The organism is Aeromonas sp. R7-4 (assembly GCF_040908055.1).
Classification (GTDB): domain Bacteria; phylum Pseudomonadota; class Gammaproteobacteria; order Enterobacterales; family Aeromonadaceae; genus Aeromonas; species Aeromonas sanarellii.
In genome coordinates, this window is sequence record NZ_JBFODA010000010.1 from 1 (window position 1) to 20,186 (window position 20,186).

A 20,186-nucleotide genomic window follows, 5' to 3' on the forward strand; every position below is an offset into this window, starting at 1 on the left:
TGGATTTGACCCCATAGATCCAGACACTCTTTCCCGCTTAGGGTTGTGATACCCGACTGCGCAGATATTCCCGAGGGGAACGATACCCCAAGGCGCTGTGCGGGTGGTGCTCGTTGTAATGCTCGAACGCGATCGCCAAATTGCCTACCGCTGTTCGGCTATCCGGCTTCGGCATCATCTCGATATAGTCTCGCTTCATCGTCTTCACGAAGCTCTCCGCGATACCGTTGCTCTGTGGACTCCTCACCGCCGTTGTTCTGGGCTCCAACCCGATTTCTCGTGCGAACGCGCGAGTCTCATGGGCCCGATACACCGAGCCATTATCTGTCAGCCATTCCACCGGTGAGGCCGGCAACGCATCCCCGAAGCGACGCTCGACCGCGCGCAGCATGACATCTTGTACCGTGTCACTGTCGTAACCCCCGGTGCTGGCGGCCCAGTCCAAGGCTTCCCTGTCACAGCAGTCCATGGCGAACGTGACCCGGAGTTTTTCGCCATTATCGCAGCGAAACTCAAAGCCATCCGAGCACCAGCGTCGATTGCTCTCGTTAACGGCGACACGCCCCTTATGTGCCTGCTGAGCCAAGGGAACCGCCGGTTTTCTTTCCAGCAGCAGGCCATGATCGCGCATGACGCGATATACTCGCTTGGCGTTGACGACGGGCAGTCGTTCGGCCTCTGACTGACGTCGTAACAGCGCCCAGACTCGCCGATAACCATAGGAGGGGAGCTCTGCCAGCGCGCCCATGATCCGGGCAAGCAAGGCGCTGTCATCGCGTTGGCGATGCTGCCGGCCATCTCGCCAACCAGGTTTTCGATGAACATGAACGGATAGCTGCGCACGCGATACACCAAGGGCTTGGCTCACCGCCCTTAATCGTCGTCCCCCGGCAACAAGGGCGCATGCGCAATCCATTTTTTTGCTCGACCAACCTCCACAGCTTCTTTGAGGATCTCGTTCTCCATGGTCTTCTTCCCGAGCAGACGCTGGAGCTCTCGGATCTGCTTGATGGCAGCAGCCAACTCTGAGGCTGGAACAACATCCTCACCGGCGGTGATCGCCGTGAGAGAGCCTTCCTGGAATTGTTTGCGCCATTTGAAGAGCTGGTTGGCGTTGACGTCGTGCAAGCGAGCGACATGAGAGACGGTCATACCGGGCTCAAAGGTCTGCTGCACCATGGTGATCTTTTCTTGCGGAGTCCGGCGTCGACGGCGCTCGGCTCCTGTTAACACTTCGGCCATCTTCTCGTTGCGACTAGTACTGAACATAGTTCCAAGACTACCTCTTAAGTTAAGAGGGGCGAAGTGTCTGGATCCTCCAGGGGCCAATCTAATGAGGAACTCCCCGCACTGCTGTAGTGCCATACGGGTGGCGTTATCCCGATCGGCTTGGGTCGCCTGTTTGCGACTGATTGTTCGCCATGCTTCTGCCATCCGGGAAATGTTCTGCTGTGTCATGCATCCTCCTCTTTCTTGGTGATGACACCCAGATGCTAAACAAGAGGCTGCAAAAACCTGCGTTCTGGATCAGCCCTTTTTGGGCACCTTGAGAGATATTTCAGGTCCCAAGGTAATTATTTTCAACCCAAAGGACCTCTCCAATCCCTTTCCAATACCCTATCTGATGTGGGACCCATCAATGATGAGCAATCGAGATCAACTACTTGGTGCAGAGACCTTGGACAGCTCATTCCATAAAAGATGTGGGACCTGCTGGTAACTACTCTGGCAATTCATATGGACTCTAAAAAGTTAAACGCAGCCAATCGAAGTATGAAGCTGACTGCGCTGGGTAGGGGCGTCCATTACATCACTACATGTACTATCGTTAGCTCATACTAAGTGTTGCATTTTTTGGAATTTATGTTGTTTTTAAACATGTTAGCTATCACCTCTCAATTAAACATGAATGGCGCCTATCATGAGAGACTCATATAATTCCCATCAACCCGCCACCATACTGGTAGTGGACGATACCCCGGACAACCTGATGCTGATGGCAGAGCTGCTCAAGGACAAGTACAGGGTCAAGCTAGCCAACAATGGTGAGAAGGCGCTGCGCATTCTGGCGGGAGATCCGCTGCCGGATCTCATTCTGTTGGATATAATGATGCCCGGACTGTCCGGGTTGCAGGTGGCTGAACAGTTGCAGCAAGATGCCCGCACCCGCCATATCCCCATCATCTTCCTCACCTCCATGGCGGCGGTGGAGAGCGAGCTCCAGGGGCTGGCGCTGGGGGCCGTCGATTACATCACCAAGCCCATCAGCCCGTCGCGAGTGCTGGCGCGGGTCGAAACCCAGATTAAGCTTAAGGCGGCCGCCGACTTTCTGCGGGATCAGAACGATTTTCTCGAGCAGGAGGTCCAGCGCCGGACCCGTGAGGTGGTGGCCATCCAGGAGGTGACCATCCAGGCCATGGCCTCTCTTGCGGAGACCCGCGACAATGAAACCGGCAACCATATTCGCCGGACTCAGCACTACGTCAAGCTACTGGCCGAGCTGCTGCGTGATCACCCCCGTTTTCGCCACTTCCTCAATGACGAGACCATTCACCTGTTGTTCAAGTCGGCTCCCTTGCATGACATTGGTAAGGTCGGCATCCCCGATCATATCCTGCTGAAACCCGGTCGCCTCACTAAGGAAGAGTTCGAGATCATGATGACCCACACCACGCTCGGGCGCGATGCTATCCAGCGGGCCGAGGATCAGCTCGGGTTTCCGGTGGATTTTCTGCGCCTGGCCAAGGAGATCGCCTACAGCCATCAGGAGAAGTGGGATGGCAGCGGTTATCCCCTGGGCCTCTCTGGGGATGACATCCCCATCAGTGCCAGGTTGATGGCGGTGGCCGATGTCTATGATGCGTTGATCAGTCACCGGGTCTACAAGCCGGGCATGCCGCACGAGGAGGCTGTGGATATCATCCGCCAGGGAGGGGGCTGGCACTTCGATCCGGACGTCTGTGCCGCCTTCCTGTCCGCCTCCGAGCAATTCAAGGCCATCGCCGAACGCTTCAGCGACAGCGAGCAGGGTTTGGCCAAGCAACAGCCAACCCCCTGAGCCAAGACAAAGAGCCACTCTGCTGCCGGGAATGCCTCACGAGGAAGCACCGGACATCATTCGCCAGGGGTCTTTGAGCCTTCCATCCGGGTGCCTGCGCTGACTTTCTGTCTAATGCTGAGCTGCAGGGTGCTGTATGGAGCTCGGCATTCAAGGTAAGAGGGAAGATATCGTGTTGATGCGATTGTTCAAGGCCCTGTCTCTGTTTATCTGTCTCGGCGGCCAAGGGTTCGCGACCGAGCTTAAGATCGTCGTCAGCCAGTACACGCCTCCCTATGTCTTCGAAGACGGTAGTGGCATCCTGCTTGACATAGTTCGCACCGCTCTGGCGGAGGGCGGTTATCAGGTCAAGCCTATCTATGTTCCTATCGAACGCGGTTTCAGGATGTTTGCCGATCGGCAGGTAGACGGCACGACCATTATTCAGGAGAGTTCTGGGCTACAGGCTGAATACTCCGATTACTTCATGCAATACCACAACCGGGCCTTTGTCCTGAAGTCCAGCCAGCAGGTCATTCACCGTATTGCCGATCTGGGCGGTAAGTCTGTGATCGCCTTCCAGTATGCCGAACGCTATCTGGGGGAGGAGTTTGCTCGGGCCGTTGCCGGCAACCCCCGCTACAAGGAGCTGGCTCAGCAACAGAGCCAGGTTCATATGCTGCTGCTCGGCCGGATAGATGTCGCGATCATGGATGAGAGCATCTTCCGTTATTACCACCAGAAGCTGATCGCCGAGCGTCAGGTTGAGCCCGGGCAGGAGGTCATCAGTTACGACATCTTCCCGCCGACGCGCTTCAAGGCCGCCTTTACTGATCCTGCGGTACGCGACGGTTTTGACAAGGCTATCGCTCTCATGCGCAAGGATGGGCGCTATGAGGCCATTTACCGCAAGTACACCGAGCGATATTTCTCCGTTGAGCCCTAGCAAGGAGGCTGTGTGTTTCATTCACTGCGTGCCCGTTTATCGCTCCTGCTCATGATGGCAGTCACCCTGACCCTGGCCGTTTCCGGCTTCTACGGTCACTCGCGCCTCGTCGGCGAACTAAACGAACGCTTCGGCGATCTTCAGGTGGGGGCGTTGAACCGCATCGCCCAGAGCGCGGCAACGCCACTGTGGGAGCTTAACAAGGATGTGATCGCTAATCTTTTGCGCGCCCAACTGGCTATTCCCGAGATTGCCGCACTGGAAATCAAAGATGTAAATGACGTGACGATTGCCGCCTTCAACCGCGATGCCACGGGAGCTATCGTGGCGCTCAAGGACGACTTGCCGATGCATGCGCTCACGCTGGAGAAGGTGATCGTCCTCACCGATAAGCCCGATGAACGTATCGGTCTCCTGCGCGTACAGTTCTCCCGCGACAAACTCGACGCGACCATCCGCAGCAACTTCTACCAGCTCATCCTGCAGATCCTAGCCGTGGATCTGGTGCTGATAGTCCTGTTGCTCACCAGCCTGCGCATCGTCTTCCGGCCGTTGGCCGATCTGCGTGAGGCGCTCATGATGCTGGGTGGACAGAACGGAGAGACCGCCAGCGGCATCACCGAGTTGCCGGAGGGCCAGCATCAGGAGCTTGCCGGCCTGATCCGCGGCTTTAACTTGGCGTTGCGCCGGATCCGCGAGGAGGCGAACAGGCAGGAAACTGTGCTGGGGGGCAAGGCGCGGGCTGGCGAGCTGTCGCAGCAGTTGCAAAACAGCGACGATCTGGCCCAATTCGGCCAGCGATTGCTGCAATATCTTATCCCCTGGCTGGGGGCCGATGTGGGGGCCTTCTTCGTCCACGATGAGGACGAGGGCGATTTTCGCTGCCGGGCCGGATTTGGCATCGAACCATCGGGTTGCAGGCCGTTCAAGATGAGTGAGGGGTTGGCTGGTGAGGCTGTGGCGACGGGCAGGGTGATACAGTGTCAGAACCTGCCGGATGAGGCAATCAGGATCCAGTCCGGCCTTCTTTCTGCCGTGCCACGCACGCTGTCCATCGTCCCTATCCGAAGTGCAGAGAGGGTGATCGCCGTGCTGGAGTTGGGCTACATGAATGTTCCCCGATATCAGGAGGAGGTGCTGACCGACGCGGTGCCGGTGATCGCCTTCAGTCTTGCCTTGTTGATGAGCAAGCAAGCGACATTGCGCGAGTTGCAGGAGCGCAGCGAGCTGGAAGAGCGTACCAGGCTGCTCTTGGAATCGGTCAACGATGGCATCGTCGGGCTGGATACCGAGGGCGTGATGACCTTTGCCAATCCGGCGGCACCGGCCATGCTCGGCTACCGCACGGATGAGCTGGTCGGCCGGCAGATGCATGCGCTGGTGCATCACCATCATGCCGATGGGCGCGAGTTTCCCCTCGAGGAGTGCCCCATGTACCTGACCGGGCGCGACGGCCAGCCGCGCACCGTGGACAGTGAGGTGTTCTGGCGTAAGGACGGTAGCTCGATTGCAGTGGAATACTCAACCACCCCGATGCTCAAGGGCGATACGCTGATCGGCTCTGTGGTGGTGTATCGGGACATTACCCGGCGCCGGGCGGCCGAGCGCAAGTTCAGGGATCTTCTAGAGTCCGCTCCGGATGCCATGGTGATAGTCAATCACGAGGGTGACATAGTGCTGGTCAACCGGCGGGCCCTCGAGCTGTTCGGCTGGAACCGTGAGGAGCTGCTGGGGCGCAAGATCGAAATGCTGGTGCCGGCGCGCTACCGCCCCCATCATCCGAGCCAGCGTGATCAGTTCTTTGGTCAGCCTCAGGCGAGGGCTATGGGGCAGGGACAGGAGTTGTTCGGCTTGCACAGGGACGGCCGGGAGTTTCCAGTGGAGATCAGCTTGAGCCCCATTGAGACCGAGGATGGGGTGCTGGTATCCAGCGCCATCCGCGACATCACCGAGCGCAGGATAGCCGAGCAGGCCCTGCGCACGGCCAGCGAACGCCTGACCCTGGTGCAGGAGGCAGGCGGCATCGGCCTGTTCGACATCGATCTCGTGACAGGCCGCAACTACTGGACGCCGCAACTGGAGCAGATGTTCGGGCTCGAGCCCAGGGGCTTCGGCGGCACCCAGGAGCACTGGAAGAGGTTGCTGCATCCTGACGATGTCGAGTCAGCCAGCCAGGTCTTCGAGCGCGCGATCGAGGGGGGGGCCGATCGGATTGAGTTCGACTTTCGCATCGTGCGTCAAAGTGACGGGGCAGTGCGAACCTTCAAGTCGCTATGCCGCTTCACACGCACACCAGACGGTACTCCGCTGCGCGCAACCGGGGTCAACATCGATGTCACGGCGCTGACCGAGGCGCGGGCAGTAGCGGAAGAGGCGACCCAGGCCAAGAGCGCCTTCCTCGCCAACATGAGCCACGAGATCCGTACCCCCATGAATGCCATCATCGGCATGAGCCATCTCGCCCTGCGCACCCAGCTAGATCGCCGTCAGCGCAACTACATCGAGAAGGTGCACCGCTCGGCGGAGAATCTGCTCGGGATCATCAACGACATCCTCGATTTCTCGAAGATCGAGGCGGGCAAGATGGAGCTGGAGCTTATCCCCTTCCGTCTGGAGGACGTGCTGGACAATTTCGCCAACATGATTGGCCTGAGGGCCGAGGAGAAGGGGCTGGAGCTGCTGTTCGACACGGCGCACGATCTGCCGACGGCGCTGATCGGCGACCCGCTGCGGCTGGGGCAAATCCTGATCAACCTCGGCAACAACGCGGCCAAATTCACCGAGCGGGGGGAGATAGTGGTGGGAGCCGAGGTGCTCCATGACGAGGGTGAACACCTGGAGTTGCACTTTTGGGTGCGCGACACAGGCATCGGCATCAGCGGCCAGCAGTGCGAACGGATGTTCCAGTCGTTCAGCCAGGCCGACAGCTCGACCACCCGTAAGTACGGCGGTACTGGTCTGGGTCTGGCCATCTCCAAGCGGCTGGTGGAACTGATGGGGGGACGCATCTGGGTGGAAAGCGTGTTGGGACAAGGTTCGACTTTCCACTTCTGCGTCATGCTGGGGCGGCAGCGTGGCGAGCTGCCGCGGCGCATGTTCACCCAGGATGAGCTGTTAGGTGTGCGGGCCCTGGTGGTGGACGACAACGCCAGCGCCCGCGAAATCCTCTATGGCATGGCCCGCAGCTTCGGCATTGAGGTGGATGTGGCCGACAGTGGCCGCGCCGCTCTGGCGATGCTGATAGCGGCCGAGGGCAAGTCACTGCCCTATGATCTGGTGCTGATGGACTGGCGCATGCCGGGCATGGACGGAGTGGAGACGGTGCGGCAGATGCATGCTGCCAATCTGGCGCAGACGCCGTCGGTGATCATGGTCACCGCCTTCGGCCGCGAGGAGGTTCGTGAGCAGGCCGAGTCGCAGGGGGTGGAATTGCCCGTGGTGCTGACCAAACCTGTTACTCCATCTAACCTGCTGGAGGCGCTCGGCAGCGTACTTGGCAAGATCCGACTCGTCGACAGCCGGACGACCGAGCGATCAGAACTGAATGCCAGCGCCACGGCCAGCCTGAGTGGTGCCCGCCTGCTGCTGGTGGAAGACAACGAATTGAACCGCGAGCTGGCCAGCGAGCTGCTGCAGGAGGCGGGCATATCCCTCAGCCTGGCGGTCAACGGCCAGGAGGCGCTCGACCTGCTTGCGCAGGACGCCGACTTCGACGGCGTCCTGATGGATTGCCAGATGCCGGTGATGGACGGTTATACGGCCACCAAGTTTATCCGCCAGCAGTCGCGCTTTGCCACATTGCCGGTGATCGCCATGACCGCCAACGCCATGAGCGGCGATCGGGAGCAGGCGTTGGCCTGCGGCATGAACGATCACATCGCCAAACCTCTCGACGTGGCCAGTATGTTCGCGACCCTGGCCAAATGGATCAAGCCACGCGCCCGTCAACCAGTAATGGCCAGCGTGACTGCGCTCGAGGCTGTGCCGCCTACAGGTCTCTTACCTACCGAGCTGGATGGCATTGATCAGGCTGCCGGCCTGGCCACCTGCCAGGGGAAGGCTGAGCTCTATCAGCGGTTGCTTCGCAAGTTCCATGCCGCCAATCAGGGCTTCGCCGCGCAGTTCGCGGCCGCCCTCGCGGATCCCGATGCCTCGGCGGCAACCCGGCTCGCGCACAGCCTGAAGGGGACGGCCGGCAACATCGGAGCCTTCGAGGTCGCCCAAGCGGCGGCCGAGCTGGAGTTGTGTTGTCAATCCAGTGCGAGGGGTGAGCAGCTCCAGACTGCGCTCAACAGGGTGGAACAAAGCCTGGCCCCTGTGCTCGCCGCCCTGGCCGTATTGGATGCAGATACGCTAGAGCCTGCGCCGTCGGTAGCCCTCCCCGATGCGGACATACAGCCACGATTGGCCAGGCTTGGCCAACTACTGGCAGAGAGCGACAGCGAAGCGATCGAGGTGCTGGTCGAGTTGCAAGCCCTCTCCCTGCAGCCCGAATTGGCCGAACGCCTGGCCAAGGTGGCACAGCAGGTGGAACGCTTCGAGTTCGACGCGGCGTTAGCTGCGCTCTTGAAGTGACGAAAATCAAATGTCGCCCTATCAACTGATTAAGAGTTGTGTAGTTTCCCGTAGTTACTGTGGTGGTCAAATCATCTCGAAGCCGACGTCGGTTGGACAAAAATATGGATGGGAAAAGGTAGCATAATGCCGATTATGCTATTCTCAGCGATTCAGGTTAGTGCTGTCATAACGATGAAGTGAGCTTGAAATCTCTGCGTCTGCCTGGGGCTGCGAAAGATGTGCCACGTTGGTATTACATTCTCGTACTGTGATCTCAAAGGCCTGTGAATGGGAGCAGATGCTCCCACTTTTCCCACTTTATCTGGCCTCTTCTACCACCTTGGCCTGTTGTAGTCGCTCAAACTTGGCATGTACCCGGTTGGGATAGAGGTCGGTATAGATCTGCCAGAGGATGTTGATGTTTCTATGGCCGGTAACCTGGGCGACCTCGTCGATGACAAAGCCTGCCTCAAACAGGCGGCAGGCTCCTTCGCGGCGTAGGTCGTGCCAGCGCAGGTCTTCAATACCAAGCTCTGTTCTGACTCGTTGAAAACCGGCAGTGACGCTCTTGCCGTTGTAGGGGAAGATGCGATCATCGGTTCTGGGTTGACGCTTGAGGATCTCCCAGGCTTCGCCCAGCAGAGGCACCAGCATATGGTTCCCAATCTTCTTTCTCGGGTCTTTGCGGTCTTCAACCAACACGGCCCGGTTTTTCTCATCCACGCCAGACCACTTGATCTTGCACACCTCGCTGATTCGCATGCAGCTCAGGATGGCGAAGTTGAGCAGGTCTGTGTAGGGGATTTTGGCCATGCCGTGGCTCTGCCGTTTTTCCAGCCCCTGGATGATCCTTTCCAGTTCATTGCTCACAGGACGGCGTGTGCGCTTCTGGGCTTTTCCCACCAGTTTCAGGTTGTTGAGGGTTTTACGAGCTTCAAGGATCAGCTTGTTGTCGACTGGAATGTTGAAGACGGGATTGGCGGCAGCAAATACGGAGCCAAGGTAGCTGATGTCGTGGGCAATGGTGGCAGGAGAAGCTCCTGCATTCCTTCTGGCCTGACAGTGGTCAACCAGATCCTTGATGGTGAGCTGATCGGCATTGAGTGCCGCGATATCGCAATCGGCAACCAGATCGAGGCAGTAGGCCTTGGTTCTGCCTATGGTGGGGCTAATGGCCGGGTGATCGCGGTAGAGTGCTATCAGTTCGCGGATGGTGGGGACGGGTTGCACCAAGCCTGGCAAGCCATCCCGCTCGATCATCGCAACCATCTGCATCCCCCAGCTCTTGGCGTCGGACTGTCTGCCAAAGGTTCGGGATTCTCGGTATACTACCTCTTCGCCTTTATGTTCCCTGACGGTACAGCGATAGCGTAATTCGCCTTTGCTGGTCTTACGTTTTTCTATTGTGTAGCCGGCCATAGACACCTCGTGGAGTTCACCTGCCCCATGAAATGGTGGGGCAGATATGGGGCAGGTTCAATCAACAAATGTCTGGAAACACCCGCAAATGACTCAGAAACAAATCAGTGAAAACCCCGTGAAATCAGGTGCTGAGGCCATATCTGGCAAGCCTGCCCACCGCCAGACATTCTCGATTGCCCCCATGCTGGACTGGACCGATCGGCATTGCCGATACTTCCACCGTCTGATGACCCGCCAGACCCTGCTGTATACCGAGATGGTGACCACGGGCGCCATCATCCACGGCAAGGGGGACTATCTGGGCTACAGCGAGCAGGAACACCCCCTCGCCCTGCAGCTGGGAGGCAGCAACCCGGCGGATCTGGCCCGCTGTGCCAAACTGGCCGAGGAGCGCGGCTATGACGAGATCAACCTCAACGTGGGCTGCCCGTCGGATCGTGTCCAGAACGGCCGCTTCGGCGCCTGCCTGATGGGCGAGCCCGCCCTGGTGGCCGACTGCGTCAAGGCGATGCGCGACGTGGTCAAGATCCCGGTAACCGTGAAGACCCGCATCGGCATCGACGAGCAGGACTCCTACGAGTTTTTGCAGACCTTCATCGAGCAGGTGCGCGACGCCGGCTGCGACACCTTCATCGTCCACGCCCGCAAGGCCTGGCTGAGCGGCCTGAGCCCGAAAGAGAACCGCGAGATCCCGCCGCTGGACTACCCCCGCGTCTACCGGGTCAAGCAGGATTATCCGGATCTGACCATCGCCATCAACGGCGGGGTCACCAGCCTGGAGCAGTCCCTCGAACACATGCAGCACCTCGACGGTGTCATGATGGGGCGCGAGGCCTACCAGAACCCCTACCTCCTGGCCGAGGTCGACAACCGGATCTTCGGCCTGGCGGGCGAGGTGCCGAGCCGCCACGAGGTGGTGCGGATGATGCTGCCCTACATGGAACAGGAGCTGGCCAAGGGCAACTACCTCTCCCACATGACCCGCCACATGCTGGGCCTGTTCCAGAACATGCAGGGCGCCCGCGCCTGGCGTCGTCACCTGAGCGAGAATGCCTGCAAGCCGGGCGCCGGCATCCAGGTGGTGCTAGACGCCATGGCCAAGGTGCCGGAATTCGCCAGCGCCGAGTCGGTGGAGTAACCATGTATCGCTTCACCGGCTCCTGGCTGCACAAGGCCTTGGTGCGCCTCTGCGCCGGCCTGCTCGCCATCCTGGGCATCAAGCTCAGCGCCTTCTATTTCATCGGGCTGCTGATCGTGCTGGGCCTGCACCGGGATCAGCTGCTGGGCTGACACCCCAGACAGGAAAGCCGGCGCTGCGATGCGCCGGCTTTTTTGTTTCCTTGACGGGAATGGGGGCCGATTCACTCCTCCGACGCCACGAACTGCAGCTCGGGGGGGGACGAGGTCAGCACGTCGGCGCAGTAATCCCAGGTCGAGATGCGGTAATGCTGCAAGTCCTCGTCCAGATGCAGGCCATCGGACTCCTGATGGAACCAGCTGGCGAAGCGGGACGGGATGATCAGCTGGATCTGCTCCTCGATGATGTGGCTGTCGCGCCCTTCCGCCAGATCGCAGTCTTCCATCACCCGCACCGCGAAGATGTGGCGGAAATTGACCCGGCAGAGGGGCTGCGGCGGCAGGTCTATGCTGCGGGCACGGCCCAGCATAATGGTCAGGGTGTCGCTCCAGATGTCCTGATGCAGCTCGGCCACCACCAGGCCGGGGGGGAGTTGACGAGAGGGGGCCCAGGGTACGGCCACCTGCCGAATGGCATTCTTCTGTTCCATATCCACCTCACTACAGCGCATGCCATATCCTGAGTGTATCTGAAACAAATTCTAACGAAGATGGCAAGAAAAAACCCGGCATGAGCCGGGTTTCATTTGATTACTTTACGCGATTACTTGACGGCGTCTTTCAGCGCCTTGCCTGCCACAAAGGACGGCACATTGGCGGCTGCAATCTGGATCTCTTTGCCAGTCTGCGGGTTGCGACCGGTGCGGCCCGCGCGATGGTTGACCTTGAAGGTACCAAAACCCACCAACTGAACGGCATCGCCCTCTTTCAGGCTCTGGGTAATACCATTGATGATCTCTTCCAGAGCGACTTTGGCCTGAGCTTTGCTCAGGTCTGCTTTGGCGGCAATTGCATCGACAAGTTGAGCTTTGTTCATAACATTTCCTTTATGATCGGGCATTTAGCACCGGGCCACTCTATTCAAAAAAAAACACTCAGGCAAAGGCTTTATCAACCGGATTGGCTTGAATGCTGGGGTTTTCATCAAGATCTGCGGAAATAGTCACATATCTCGCCCCTTTGTCACCCAGATGGGCGACACGGCGCGCGAAACCGGCGGAGACTTGTATGCAGCCCCCAGCCTGATGTAACAATATCCCTACACTCCTATTGACGGTCAACAGGATTTTCCCTAGTTATAGGAGTGTCGTCAGTCGATGAGAATGACCGGAGGTGTGCGACCAGAGTGCCGCATGCCATGCCCATGGAGGGACTATGTTAACTGAACTGGAAAACACCAAGCGCGCACTGGCAGGAAAGCACAGAGCGATAGACGACTGGCTCGATGCCAGACAGGCGTTGCTGGTCGAGTACATGCGACTGGCCGGGCTCATGCCTACCAAGTCAAAGCAGCGATCCCTTCCCGGCCACGTCGAGCTGCAACGCTTCTGCGAACAGCTGGTCGACTACGTCAGCGCCGGCCATTTCGAGATCTACAACCACGTGGTCACCGCCTTCGAGCAGGCCAGCGGCGACAAGCTGGAGCTGGCCAAACGCATCTACCCCCACATCCGGGCCTGTACCGAGTTCGCGCTGGAGTTCAACGACAAGTACAGCAATGCCGACGAGGCACAGCTGTTGCAACTCGACGAGGATCTGAACCAGCTGGGCCCCGTGCTGGAAGACAGGTTCAAGCAGGAAGACCGCCTGGTCAAGGCGCTGCAGGTGGTGGAATCCCTCAGCCATCAGCGGGTCTGATATCCAATATCGGAGCCAGTTCAACATCCTGATGCGCCAGCTACATTACACTCTGGAACATGAACGATGAGCACTGTGCTCGCACGCAGACCGGAGACGACCATGGCCGAGCGCCGCCACTTCACACGCATTTTCTATTTGACCGCCGCCAGGCTCACCCAGGGTGAACACCAGTGGCGCACCCAGCTGGTCGATGTCTCCCTGCAGGGAGCCCTGCTGCTCAGGCCCGAGGACTGGGTCGCCAGCGACGACAAGGAGTACGAGATCTGCTTCGTGCTGGGGGGCAGCGACATCGAGATCAAGATGCTGGTCGAGCTGACCCACGAGGCCAGCAAGAAGCTGGGCTTCTATTGCCACCACATCGACATCGACAGCGCCACCCACCTCAAGCGGATGATCGAGCTGAACATCGGGGAAGAGCAGCTGCTCCATCGCGAGCTCGAGCAACTGCTGCAAGAACACAGGGAGCACGTCCCGCCGACGGCGCCCTGAGAGGCACGGATACACAAAGGAGCGCCGAGGCGCTCCTTTTCATTGTCTGTCGGCCGCCATCGGCTACAGGGCCTCGAGGGCATCGGAGAGTTTCTTCACCGGCACCACCTCCATCCCCTCGATGGGGTGTTTGGGGGCATTGGCGTGGGGGACGATGGCGCGGCGGAAACCGTGCTTGGCCGCCTCCTGCAGCCGCTCCTGACCGGAGGGCACGGGCCTTATCTCGCCGGAAAGCCCCACCTCGCCGAACACCACCAGATCCTTGGGCAGGGCCTGATCCCTGAAGCTGGAGACCATGGCCAGCAGCAGCGCCAGATCCGCGCTGGTCTCCTCCACCTTGACGCCACCGACCACGTTGATGAAGACGTCCTGATCCGCCATCTGCAGCCCCCCGTGACGGTGCAGCACCGCCAGCAACATGGCGAGGCGGTTGTGATCCATGCCCACCGCCACCCGGCGCGGGTTGGAGAGCTGGGAATAGTCCACCAGCGCCTGCAGTTCCACCAAGAGCGGGCGGGTGCCCTCCCAGATCACCATGACGATGGAGCCGGGGGCCTGCTCCTCGCCCCGACTGAGGAAGATGGCAGAGGGGTTGCTCACCTCCTTCATCCCCTGCCCCGTCATGGCGAACACGCCGAGCTCGTTGACCGCCCCGAAGCGGTTCTTGTGGGAGCGCAGGGTTCGGAACCGGGAGTCATGACCCCCGTCCAGCAGCACGGAGCAGTCGATGCAGTGCTCCAGCACCTTGGGGCCGGCCAGGGTGCCATCCTTGGTGACGTGGCCCACCATGAAGATGGCCACGTGGTTCTGCTTGGCGTAGCGGGTGAGCAGGGCCGCGGACTCGCGCACCTGGGAGACGGAGCCCGGCGCGGACTGCACGTCCGCCACGTGCATCACCTGGATGGAGTCGATGACCATGATCTGCGGCTGCTCCTGCTGGGCGATGAGGCAAATCTGCTCGACGCTGGTCTCGGACAGCATGCGCAGCCGATCGGTGGGCAGGCCCAGCCGGCCGGCCCGCATCGCCACCTGCTGCAGGGACTCCTCCCCGGTCACGTAGAGGGTCTTCATCCGCTGCGCCAGGCCACACATGGTCTGCAGCAGCAGGGTCGACTTGCCCGCCCCCGGATTGCCGCCGATGAGGATGGCCGAGCCGGGCACCACGCCGCCGCCGAGCACCCGGTCCAGCTCCTTGAAGCCGGAGCTGAAACGGGGGATCTCGGTGGTGGCGATCTCCGCCAGGGTCTGCACCTGGCTGCCGACGGCACCGGCATAACCTGTGTAGCGGGCGCTCTTGCCGGGCGTCGCGACCCCCAACCTCACCTCGGTGATTGTGTTCCACTCCTTGCACTCGCTGCACTGACCTTGCCAGCGGGTGAAGTCGGCTCCACATTCGGAACAAACATAGGCGGTTTTGTTTTTGGCCATGGATAACTCGGGGACAGGATGAATTCCTGCTTGATATACTGGTTTGCGACCGACAGATCAAACCCAGAATCGGAAAAGTGACTTTCCGCGGCAGGAATACATGGATTCAGAACAGCCCCTACACCTGATAGAACAGCTTGTCCCCCTGCTTCGGGAAAAGGACTTCGACGACATCTTCAACCGCTTGACCCAGAACGAGAATACCAACGGCCGTTTCCTGCTGAAGATGGAGCTCAAGCGCAAGTGCACCCCCTGCCGACGCGTGATCGACATGCGCAACGAGCTCGGCGCCCTCTGCCAGGTATACGAGTTCGAGGGGGTCACCCACTTCATGCCCGCCGAGGCCATCGAGCTGTTTCAATCCCAGTGCTACCTCTACCGGGACGCCTATACCCTGGGGGTCTACGAGGCGCTGCAAGCCTGGTACAGGCTCAATCAGGGGCGCAGCGAGCACCTCTCCCTGCCGCTCAATCCGTTTCAGCCCTTCGAGGTCAACGCCATCCCCTTCGCCAGCCACTACGGCAGGCAGGAGGAGCGGATGCACTTCAGCTCACCCATGGTGCTGCACCTGGCGAGCGGGGAGAAACTGCAGGTCAAGAGCTCGGATATCTCCCTCGGCGGGATCCGGGTCTCGGTGCCCTACCTGCCCGAGTATCAGACCGGCGAGCAGATCGAGGTCTTCTTCACCGGCCTGGAGCGCGAACACCCTCACCCCGTGCTGCGACAGTCGATCGGCTACCAGATCCTGGGGGAGGAGCAGAAAGAGGGGAAGTACTGGCTCCGCCTGGTGAAGAGCGGCGAGCACCCCGCCTTCGACAGCTTCCTGCGCGACTTCATCGAACACAACCGCAACCGCTACCGGGTCAGCGTCGACTACCTGCTGTCGGCCGCCATCATCAAGGGGTATGAACAGTTCTACCTGCCGCGCATGACGGGCATGCCGCTCTTCTTCGGCAAGGGCAGTGCCCCGGCCCTCGAGATCGCCCTGCGGACCGAGAACAACCAGCACATCCTGGAGTACTGGCGCGACGCCAAGAACCGCGACATGCTCGCCACCCTCTTCCCGGCGGCACGGATGCTCTCCCTGCTGCCGGACAGGGGGGGGCTGCGAGAGACCCTGATCTACAGCTTCACCCACTCGGTACGCAGCCACCTCTACTTCTTCTCCGCCACCCGGGAAGAGCTGGAGCAGAGCGGGCTGACCACCCTGTTCTTCCAGGTAGGCGCCCGCCGCCCCAGCTGGCGCGTCTACAAGTTCAGCCTGGAGGCCTGCACCCTGGCCGAGGCCGATCTCGACAACCAGCCGGGAGGGACGCACCAGCTGCAGGACAGGCTGCTGCGCGAGCGGCTAGACCAGCTGGGTTACGTGGGCATGCTGCAGGAGATAGGGCTCGACAACCAGCGCGAGGAATTCCGGTTCGACAGCCGCCAGGCGCACAACGCCAACGACTTGCAACGCTTCGGCCACGACATTCATGCGGTCCCCTTCGAAATAGAGACGCTGCACTATGTGCAACTGCGCAAGGAGGCCCGCTACGTCCACAAGACGGCCATCGTGGTCCGCCATCAGGAGCGCACCTGGCTCGGCTGGACCCGCGACATCTCGGCCCACGGCATGCAGATCGAGCTGGAGGAGCCGTTTGCCGGCGAGAAGGGGGAGATCCTCCAGGTCGCCCTGCCCCGCCTGCAGGATCTCGCCAGGAACATGGATCTGCAGCGTCTCCCCTACCGGCTGGTCAGCCTCAACCAGAGTCGAACCGTGTTGCACCTGTGCATCGAGGGGGCGGCGGAGCGCCACATCGGCCACCAGTTCTTCAGCCTGCTGATAGAGAGCAACCAGAACAAGCTCAAGACCACCCGGGAGCACAAGCGCTACCGTGGCATGGCCAGGGCGCTGCGCAACCTCTATACCCACCACCTGTTCAACACCCCTGTCTACGTGAACAAGCTCAACGGGCCGCCCCGCCCCGCCGCCCTGGGGCTGGCCCCCAGGCCGCGCAGTCTCGCGGGCCTGTTGCAGGCTTGCGCCGAGCGGGAGGGGCAGGCGAACCTCTACCCCCTGCTGCAAGGCTCCCTGCTCAAGACCCTGCTGCTCGCCCCCCTGCGCACCATCCTTCGGGAAGACAAGCCGGAGGAGGATGAGGTCTATATCGCCGGCCTGCACACCAAGGGGGGCGCGCCCCTGTTTCGCAGCCAGCTTGCCAGCAGCTTTGCATCGGTGGAGCAGAAGCGCCGCTTCATCGAGTCGGCCCGGCAGCAGGGTGAGTTCTATTCGGTGCTGGTCGGCATCTCCCGCACCGGCCGGCCGGACACCAGCTTCATCGCCAACGAGCTGGACTACATCGCCAAGTTCGCCATTCACAAGGCCAAGAAGCTGGAAGAGGAGCTGTGGAGCGTGGTGGGGGTGGGCGAGCTGACCGATACCACCCAGGCCACCCTGTTCCGGCTCGGCATCGCCGCGCACTGACCCTGGCGGGGCGCGCGCCATTCACGACAAGGGCGGCCCCGGGGCCGCCCTTGTCCGTCTCAGGCCGCCTGCGGGTTGCGCAGCCAGGCCAGGATCTCGGGGAAGTGATCCTCCTGGGCCTGGGGCGCCGTCAGCATGTTGATGTGGTCGTAGTCGAGCCGGTTGCCGTTGTCCCGCCCGAGGCGGGTGTGACGGGTGGCCGAGCCCATCTCGTCGCTGAAACGGCGCACGTCGGTCGGGTGACCCAGCACCTTGTCGGCCTTGGCCGAGATCATCCAGAGCGGCGGCCAGTTGACCCTGGCTGCCGCCTCCCCGTAGGCAAAGCCATCGAACGGATCCTGCCAGGGGCCGCACTTCACCCAGGGGATGGTCTCCTGCAGGTAGCGCAGCGGCTCATCGTCCGCCCCTATCCGCAACCGGCGCGCGGCCAGAAAACCGCGATGGCGCGCCAGCCAGGGGGCCAGCCGGTTCCAGATCAGATCCACCTTCAACCAGCGCTCGGGGTTCTGCACCGAGACCCCCCGCTTGGTGCCGAAGAACACCAGGCTGGCTATCTGGTCGGCCAGTGCGGGGAAGCGCACCAGGGTCGAGGCCATGATGACCCCCCCCCAGGAGTGCGCCATCCAGTGCACCCTGGCGCCGGCATGGCGAGCGGCGACCCAACGTTGCAGGGCGGGCAGATCCTCGGTGATCAGCTCATGCTGGCCGTGACCGGCCCGTTCGGCGATGGCCGGGGTGCTGAGCCCCCGCCCCCGCAGATCCGCCACATACACCTGATAGCCGTGCCGTGCCAGGAAACAGGCCAGCCCCTTGCCAGATTCGGTGTAGAAGATGCGGCCGTTCTCGATGGCGCCGTGCACCATCAGGATGGGATCCGCATGCACCGCAACACCGGGCTGGATGTGGCGTACGTGCAGTCGATGCTCGCCGCAGGGGACAAACAGGGATTGTTGCAACAGTTCCATCTTGCTTTCAGCTCCTCCTTGAGCCTGCTCAGCCCCAGCGCCGGTCGCGACAGGCCAGCGCGCCGAGCAGGCAGAGCACCCCTTCCAGATCGTGGTGGTTGAGGGTGGCCGCCGCCTGGGCACGCACCAGTGGCTTGGCGTGGATGGCGATGCCCAGACCGGCCACCCCCATCATCCTGAGATCGTTGGCCCCATCGCCGACAGCCACCGTCTGGCTGGCGGCGATGCCGTGCTCCGCCGCGAGCCGCTGCAGCACCTCGGCCTTGACGGCAGCATCCACTATGGGGCCGCTCACCTTGCCGGTCAGCAGACCCCCCTCCACCGCCAGCTCGTTGGCGAAGACGGCGTCCAGTCCAAGCTCCCGCTGCAATTGACCGGCGAACCGGGTAAAACCGCCCGAGGCGATCGCCACCTTCCAGCCCGCCTGTTTGAGGGTATCGACCATCAGTGGCAAGCCGGGCATCCAGGGCATGTTAGCCGCCACCTCGTCGAGGATGGTGACCGGTGCCCCTTCCAGCAGGGCCACCCTGGCCCTCAGGCTGTCGGCAAACTCCAGCTTGCCCTGCATGGCCGCCGCCGTGACGGCCGCCACCTGTTCGCCCACGCCCGCCAGCCGCGCTATCTCGTCGATGCACTCGATCCGGATCGCGGTGGAGTCCATGTCCATCACCAGCAAACCGGGTTCCCCCAGGGTCGGCAGGGTCGGCAGGTGGCACAGATCGATGTCCCACTCCTGGGCTTTCAGTTCCTGCACCAGTTCAGGGGAGAAGCGGCTCGCCCCGAGCAGCAGCAGGGGGATACCGGCCTGCTCCCCCACGGGATAGAGACTGGCCTCCACCTCGTGGCTGGCCAGCAGCCTGGCCAGCCGCCCCAGATGGCCGGCGTCCAGCGCCCTGCCAAACAGGACGAGCCAGGCGCCATCGTGGGCACGGGACGCAGGCAGCAGGGCTTCGGGAGTGAGCTGCCAGCAGGGCGCGCTGCACAGGGCACTGGACCAGTCGTGCAGGGAGCGGGGGAGTTGGGACAACAACATAAGAGAGACGCCTTCCTTGGAAATCATGGGGTTCATCATGCCGGCCCAGAGTAGCGTATTGCTTTTTGTACAGGCAAGCGCCAAGATCCCGCCTGCGGTGCCGCAGGCCCCTCCCGGCCCCGCCGAGGGGCCACCGGAAACCCGGCCCCTCCTTCATTCACCACCAGAGGCTCTGTGCTGTGCGTCACCTTCCCATCAAACGAGTCATCAGTCTGGCGGCAGGGATCCTGCTCGGCCTCTGGGTGCTGGTGCTGCTCATCCACATGCAGGGAGAGAGCCAGGCCGCGCTGCACAGTGCGGCACGGGACAGGGCCCAGGCGCTGGTCGCCTATGCCGCCCGGGACATGGGGCGCTGGATCAAGGAAGACAAGGAGAGCGAGCTGGAGCGGCTGGCGCAGGATCTCGCCGCCGACCCCGACATCCTGGATGTCACCCTCTACGACGCCCGCGGCATCCCCCTCGCCCAGTCGGATCAGGCGGTGCCGCTGGACAGCCTGCTGCCCATCGGCACCGACAACAAGTCCCTGCCGGAGCAGGGCAAGGGGCGCATCCAGTTCGTCCAGGAGATCCTGGAGGGGAACCTGACCCTGGGCTACCTGAGGATCACTCTGGAGGAGCAGAAGCTGCTGGCCGCGCAGGACACCCAGCTCAAGATAAGCCAGGAGAAGCAGCGGCTGATGCTGCTGGTGATGCTGCTGGCCGGCCTGCTCATCTCCTACGGGGTGCGCCGCAACTACGTGCGGGTGCGCAAGCACAAGAAGCGCCCGGCACCGCCCCAGACAGGCGACAATGCCCCACCGCCTGGCATCGAATAAGGTACTGCTCGCGATACCCGTCCCCCTCAA

The 20,186-nt window shown here is 61.4% G+C and carries 16 protein-coding genes; 9 read left to right on the forward strand and 7 right to left on the reverse strand.

Annotation, left to right across the window (positions count from 1 at the left end; all coding sequences use genetic code 11):
* Window positions 1-37: 37 nt before the first annotated feature.
* Window positions 38-1,242 (reverse strand): IS3 family transposase gene (locus AB5Y72_RS01165; protein ID WP_270822696.1). Its coding sequence is split into 2 segments (ribosomal slippage): window positions 38-924 and window positions 924-1,242, totalling 1,206 coding nucleotides; the frame shifts between segments, so codons are not numbered across the junction.
* Window positions 1,243-1,921: 679 nt separating this feature from the next.
* Between AB5Y72_RS01165 and AB5Y72_RS01170 the strand changes: the two genes are divergently transcribed.
* The 3 genes from AB5Y72_RS01170 (at window position 1,922) to AB5Y72_RS01180 (ending at window position 8,558) form a co-directional block, all read left to right on the forward strand.
* The gene (locus tag AB5Y72_RS01170) at window positions 1,922-3,058 is read left to right on the forward strand and encodes an HD-GYP domain-containing protein (RefSeq protein WP_368198453.1); all 1,137 of its coding nucleotides are present in this window, start codon (window positions 1,922-1,924) and stop codon (window positions 3,056-3,058) included.
* 136 nt (window positions 3,059-3,194) lie between these two features.
* Window positions 3,195-3,983 carry an ABC transporter substrate-binding protein gene (locus AB5Y72_RS01175; RefSeq protein ID WP_209794922.1) on the forward strand — a complete coding sequence of 263 codons (789 nt, stop codon included), beginning with the start codon at window positions 3,195-3,197 and terminating at the stop codon, window positions 3,981-3,983.
* A gap of 348 nt (window positions 3,984-4,331) precedes the next feature.
* Window positions 4,332-8,558 carry a PAS domain S-box protein gene (locus AB5Y72_RS01180; protein WP_052446996.1) on the forward strand — a complete coding sequence of 1,409 codons (4,227 nt, stop codon included), beginning with the start codon at window positions 4,332-4,334 and terminating at the stop codon, window positions 8,556-8,558.
* Window positions 8,559-8,858: 300 nt separating this feature from the next.
* Here AB5Y72_RS01180 and AB5Y72_RS01185 read toward each other — a convergent pair whose 3' ends face one another.
* Window positions 8,859-9,959 carry a tyrosine-type recombinase/integrase gene (locus AB5Y72_RS01185; RefSeq protein WP_368198454.1) on the reverse strand — a complete coding sequence of 367 codons (1,101 nt, stop codon included), beginning with the start codon at window positions 9,957-9,959 and terminating at the stop codon, window positions 8,859-8,861.
* 88 nt (window positions 9,960-10,047) lie between these two features.
* On the opposite strand from AB5Y72_RS01185, the gene dusA reads away from it, so the two are divergent.
* Complete coding sequence (gene dusA / locus AB5Y72_RS01190) at window positions 10,048-11,100, forward strand: tRNA dihydrouridine(20/20a) synthase DusA (protein ID WP_368198455.1); 1,053 nt, start codon at window positions 10,048-10,050, stop codon at window positions 11,098-11,100.
* Window positions 11,101-11,102: 2 nt separating this feature from the next.
* Window positions 11,103-11,252 (forward strand): hypothetical protein, encoded by a 150-nt coding sequence (locus AB5Y72_RS01195; protein ID WP_084203124.1) that lies wholly within the window; start codon window positions 11,103-11,105, stop codon window positions 11,250-11,252.
* A 71-nt stretch (window positions 11,253-11,323) separates the two neighbouring features.
* Here AB5Y72_RS01195 and AB5Y72_RS01200 read toward each other — a convergent pair whose 3' ends face one another.
* Together AB5Y72_RS01200 and hupA are read right to left on the reverse strand one after the other, a co-directional pair.
* On the reverse strand, window positions 11,324-11,749 hold the full coding sequence (locus AB5Y72_RS01200) for a hypothetical protein (protein WP_209793654.1): 426 nt from the start codon (window positions 11,747-11,749) through the stop codon (window positions 11,324-11,326).
* Window positions 11,750-11,862: 113 nt separating this feature from the next.
* Window positions 11,863-12,135 (reverse strand): nucleoid-associated protein HU-alpha, encoded by a 273-nt coding sequence (hupA, locus tag AB5Y72_RS01205; RefSeq protein WP_005305063.1) that lies wholly within the window; start codon window positions 12,133-12,135, stop codon window positions 11,863-11,865.
* A 338-nt stretch (window positions 12,136-12,473) separates the two neighbouring features.
* Here hupA and rsd point away from each other — a divergent pair, with 338 nt between their 5' ends.
* Together rsd and AB5Y72_RS01215 are read left to right on the forward strand one after the other, a co-directional pair.
* Complete coding sequence (gene rsd / locus AB5Y72_RS01210; RefSeq protein ID WP_209793655.1) at window positions 12,474-12,956, forward strand: sigma D regulator; 483 nt, start codon at window positions 12,474-12,476, stop codon at window positions 12,954-12,956.
* A 102-nt stretch (window positions 12,957-13,058) separates the two neighbouring features.
* Window positions 13,059-13,448, forward strand: a complete 390-nt coding sequence (locus tag AB5Y72_RS01215; RefSeq protein WP_325783269.1) for a PilZ domain-containing protein — start codon at window positions 13,059-13,061, stop codon at window positions 13,446-13,448.
* Between the two features lie 63 nt (window positions 13,449-13,511).
* Here the strand turns inward: AB5Y72_RS01215 and radA are convergent, their stop codons facing one another.
* Entirely contained in the window at window positions 13,512-14,876 is a 1,365-nt protein-coding gene (gene radA, locus AB5Y72_RS01220; protein WP_042079338.1) for a DNA repair protein RadA, read from the reverse strand.
* Between the two features lie 100 nt (window positions 14,877-14,976).
* On the opposite strand from radA, the gene AB5Y72_RS01225 reads away from it, so the two are divergent.
* Window positions 14,977-17,343, forward strand: a complete 2,367-nt coding sequence (locus tag AB5Y72_RS01225) for a PilZ domain-containing protein (RefSeq protein WP_325783246.1) — start codon at window positions 14,977-14,979, stop codon at window positions 17,341-17,343.
* A gap of 59 nt (window positions 17,344-17,402) precedes the next feature.
* Here the strand turns inward: AB5Y72_RS01225 and AB5Y72_RS01230 are convergent, their stop codons facing one another.
* Window positions 17,403-18,308 (reverse strand): alpha/beta fold hydrolase, encoded by a 906-nt coding sequence (locus tag AB5Y72_RS01230; protein ID WP_209793657.1) that lies wholly within the window; start codon window positions 18,306-18,308, stop codon window positions 17,403-17,405.
* A 28-nt stretch (window positions 18,309-18,336) separates the two neighbouring features.
* Complete coding sequence (gene serB, locus AB5Y72_RS01235) at window positions 18,337-19,341, reverse strand: phosphoserine phosphatase SerB (protein ID WP_318162072.1); 1,005 nt, start codon at window positions 19,339-19,341, stop codon at window positions 18,337-18,339.
* Between the two features lie 179 nt (window positions 19,342-19,520).
* Here serB and AB5Y72_RS01240 point away from each other — a divergent pair, with 179 nt between their 5' ends.
* Window positions 19,521-20,156 (forward strand): AhpA/YtjB family protein, encoded by a 636-nt coding sequence (locus AB5Y72_RS01240; RefSeq protein ID WP_042079342.1) that lies wholly within the window; start codon window positions 19,521-19,523, stop codon window positions 20,154-20,156.
* The last annotated feature ends 30 nt before the right edge of the window (window positions 20,157-20,186 follow it).

Bases quoted from the DNA above. Each gene is read 5' to 3' on its own strand.
- dusA (WP_368198455.1), top strand. From the start codon at position 10,048: ATGACTCAGAAACAAATCAGTGAAAACCCCGTGAAATCAGGTGCTGAG.
- AB5Y72_RS01215 (WP_325783269.1), top strand. From the start codon at position 13,059: ATGGCCGAGCGCCGCCACTTCACACGCATTTTCTATTTGACCGCCGCC.
- rsd (WP_209793655.1), top strand. From the start codon at position 12,474: ATGTTAACTGAACTGGAAAACACCAAGCGCGCACTGGCAGGAAAGCAC.
- AB5Y72_RS01225 (WP_325783246.1), top strand. From the start codon at position 14,977: ATGGATTCAGAACAGCCCCTACACCTGATAGAACAGCTTGTCCCCCTG.
- radA (WP_042079338.1), bottom strand. From the start codon at position 14,876: ATGGCCAAAAACAAAACCGCCTATGTTTGTTCCGAATGTGGAGCCGAC.
- AB5Y72_RS01195 (WP_084203124.1), top strand. From the start codon at position 11,103: ATGTATCGCTTCACCGGCTCCTGGCTGCACAAGGCCTTGGTGCGCCTC.
- hupA (WP_005305063.1), bottom strand. From the start codon at position 12,135: ATGAACAAAGCTCAACTTGTCGATGCAATTGCCGCCAAAGCAGACCTG.
- AB5Y72_RS01175 (WP_209794922.1), top strand. From the start codon at position 3,195: ATGGAGCTCGGCATTCAAGGTAAGAGGGAAGATATCGTGTTGATGCGA.
- AB5Y72_RS01170 (WP_368198453.1), top strand. From the start codon at position 1,922: ATGAGAGACTCATATAATTCCCATCAACCCGCCACCATACTGGTAGTG.
- AB5Y72_RS01200 (WP_209793654.1), bottom strand. From the start codon at position 11,749: ATGGAACAGAAGAATGCCATTCGGCAGGTGGCCGTACCCTGGGCCCCC.
- AB5Y72_RS01180 (WP_052446996.1), top strand. From the start codon at position 4,332: ATGCATGCGCTCACGCTGGAGAAGGTGATCGTCCTCACCGATAAGCCC.
- serB (WP_318162072.1), bottom strand. From the start codon at position 19,341: ATGTTGTTGTCCCAACTCCCCCGCTCCCTGCACGACTGGTCCAGTGCC.
- AB5Y72_RS01185 (WP_368198454.1), bottom strand. From the start codon at position 9,959: ATGGCCGGCTACACAATAGAAAAACGTAAGACCAGCAAAGGCGAATTA.
- AB5Y72_RS01230 (WP_209793657.1), bottom strand. From the start codon at position 18,308: ATGGAACTGTTGCAACAATCCCTGTTTGTCCCCTGCGGCGAGCATCGA.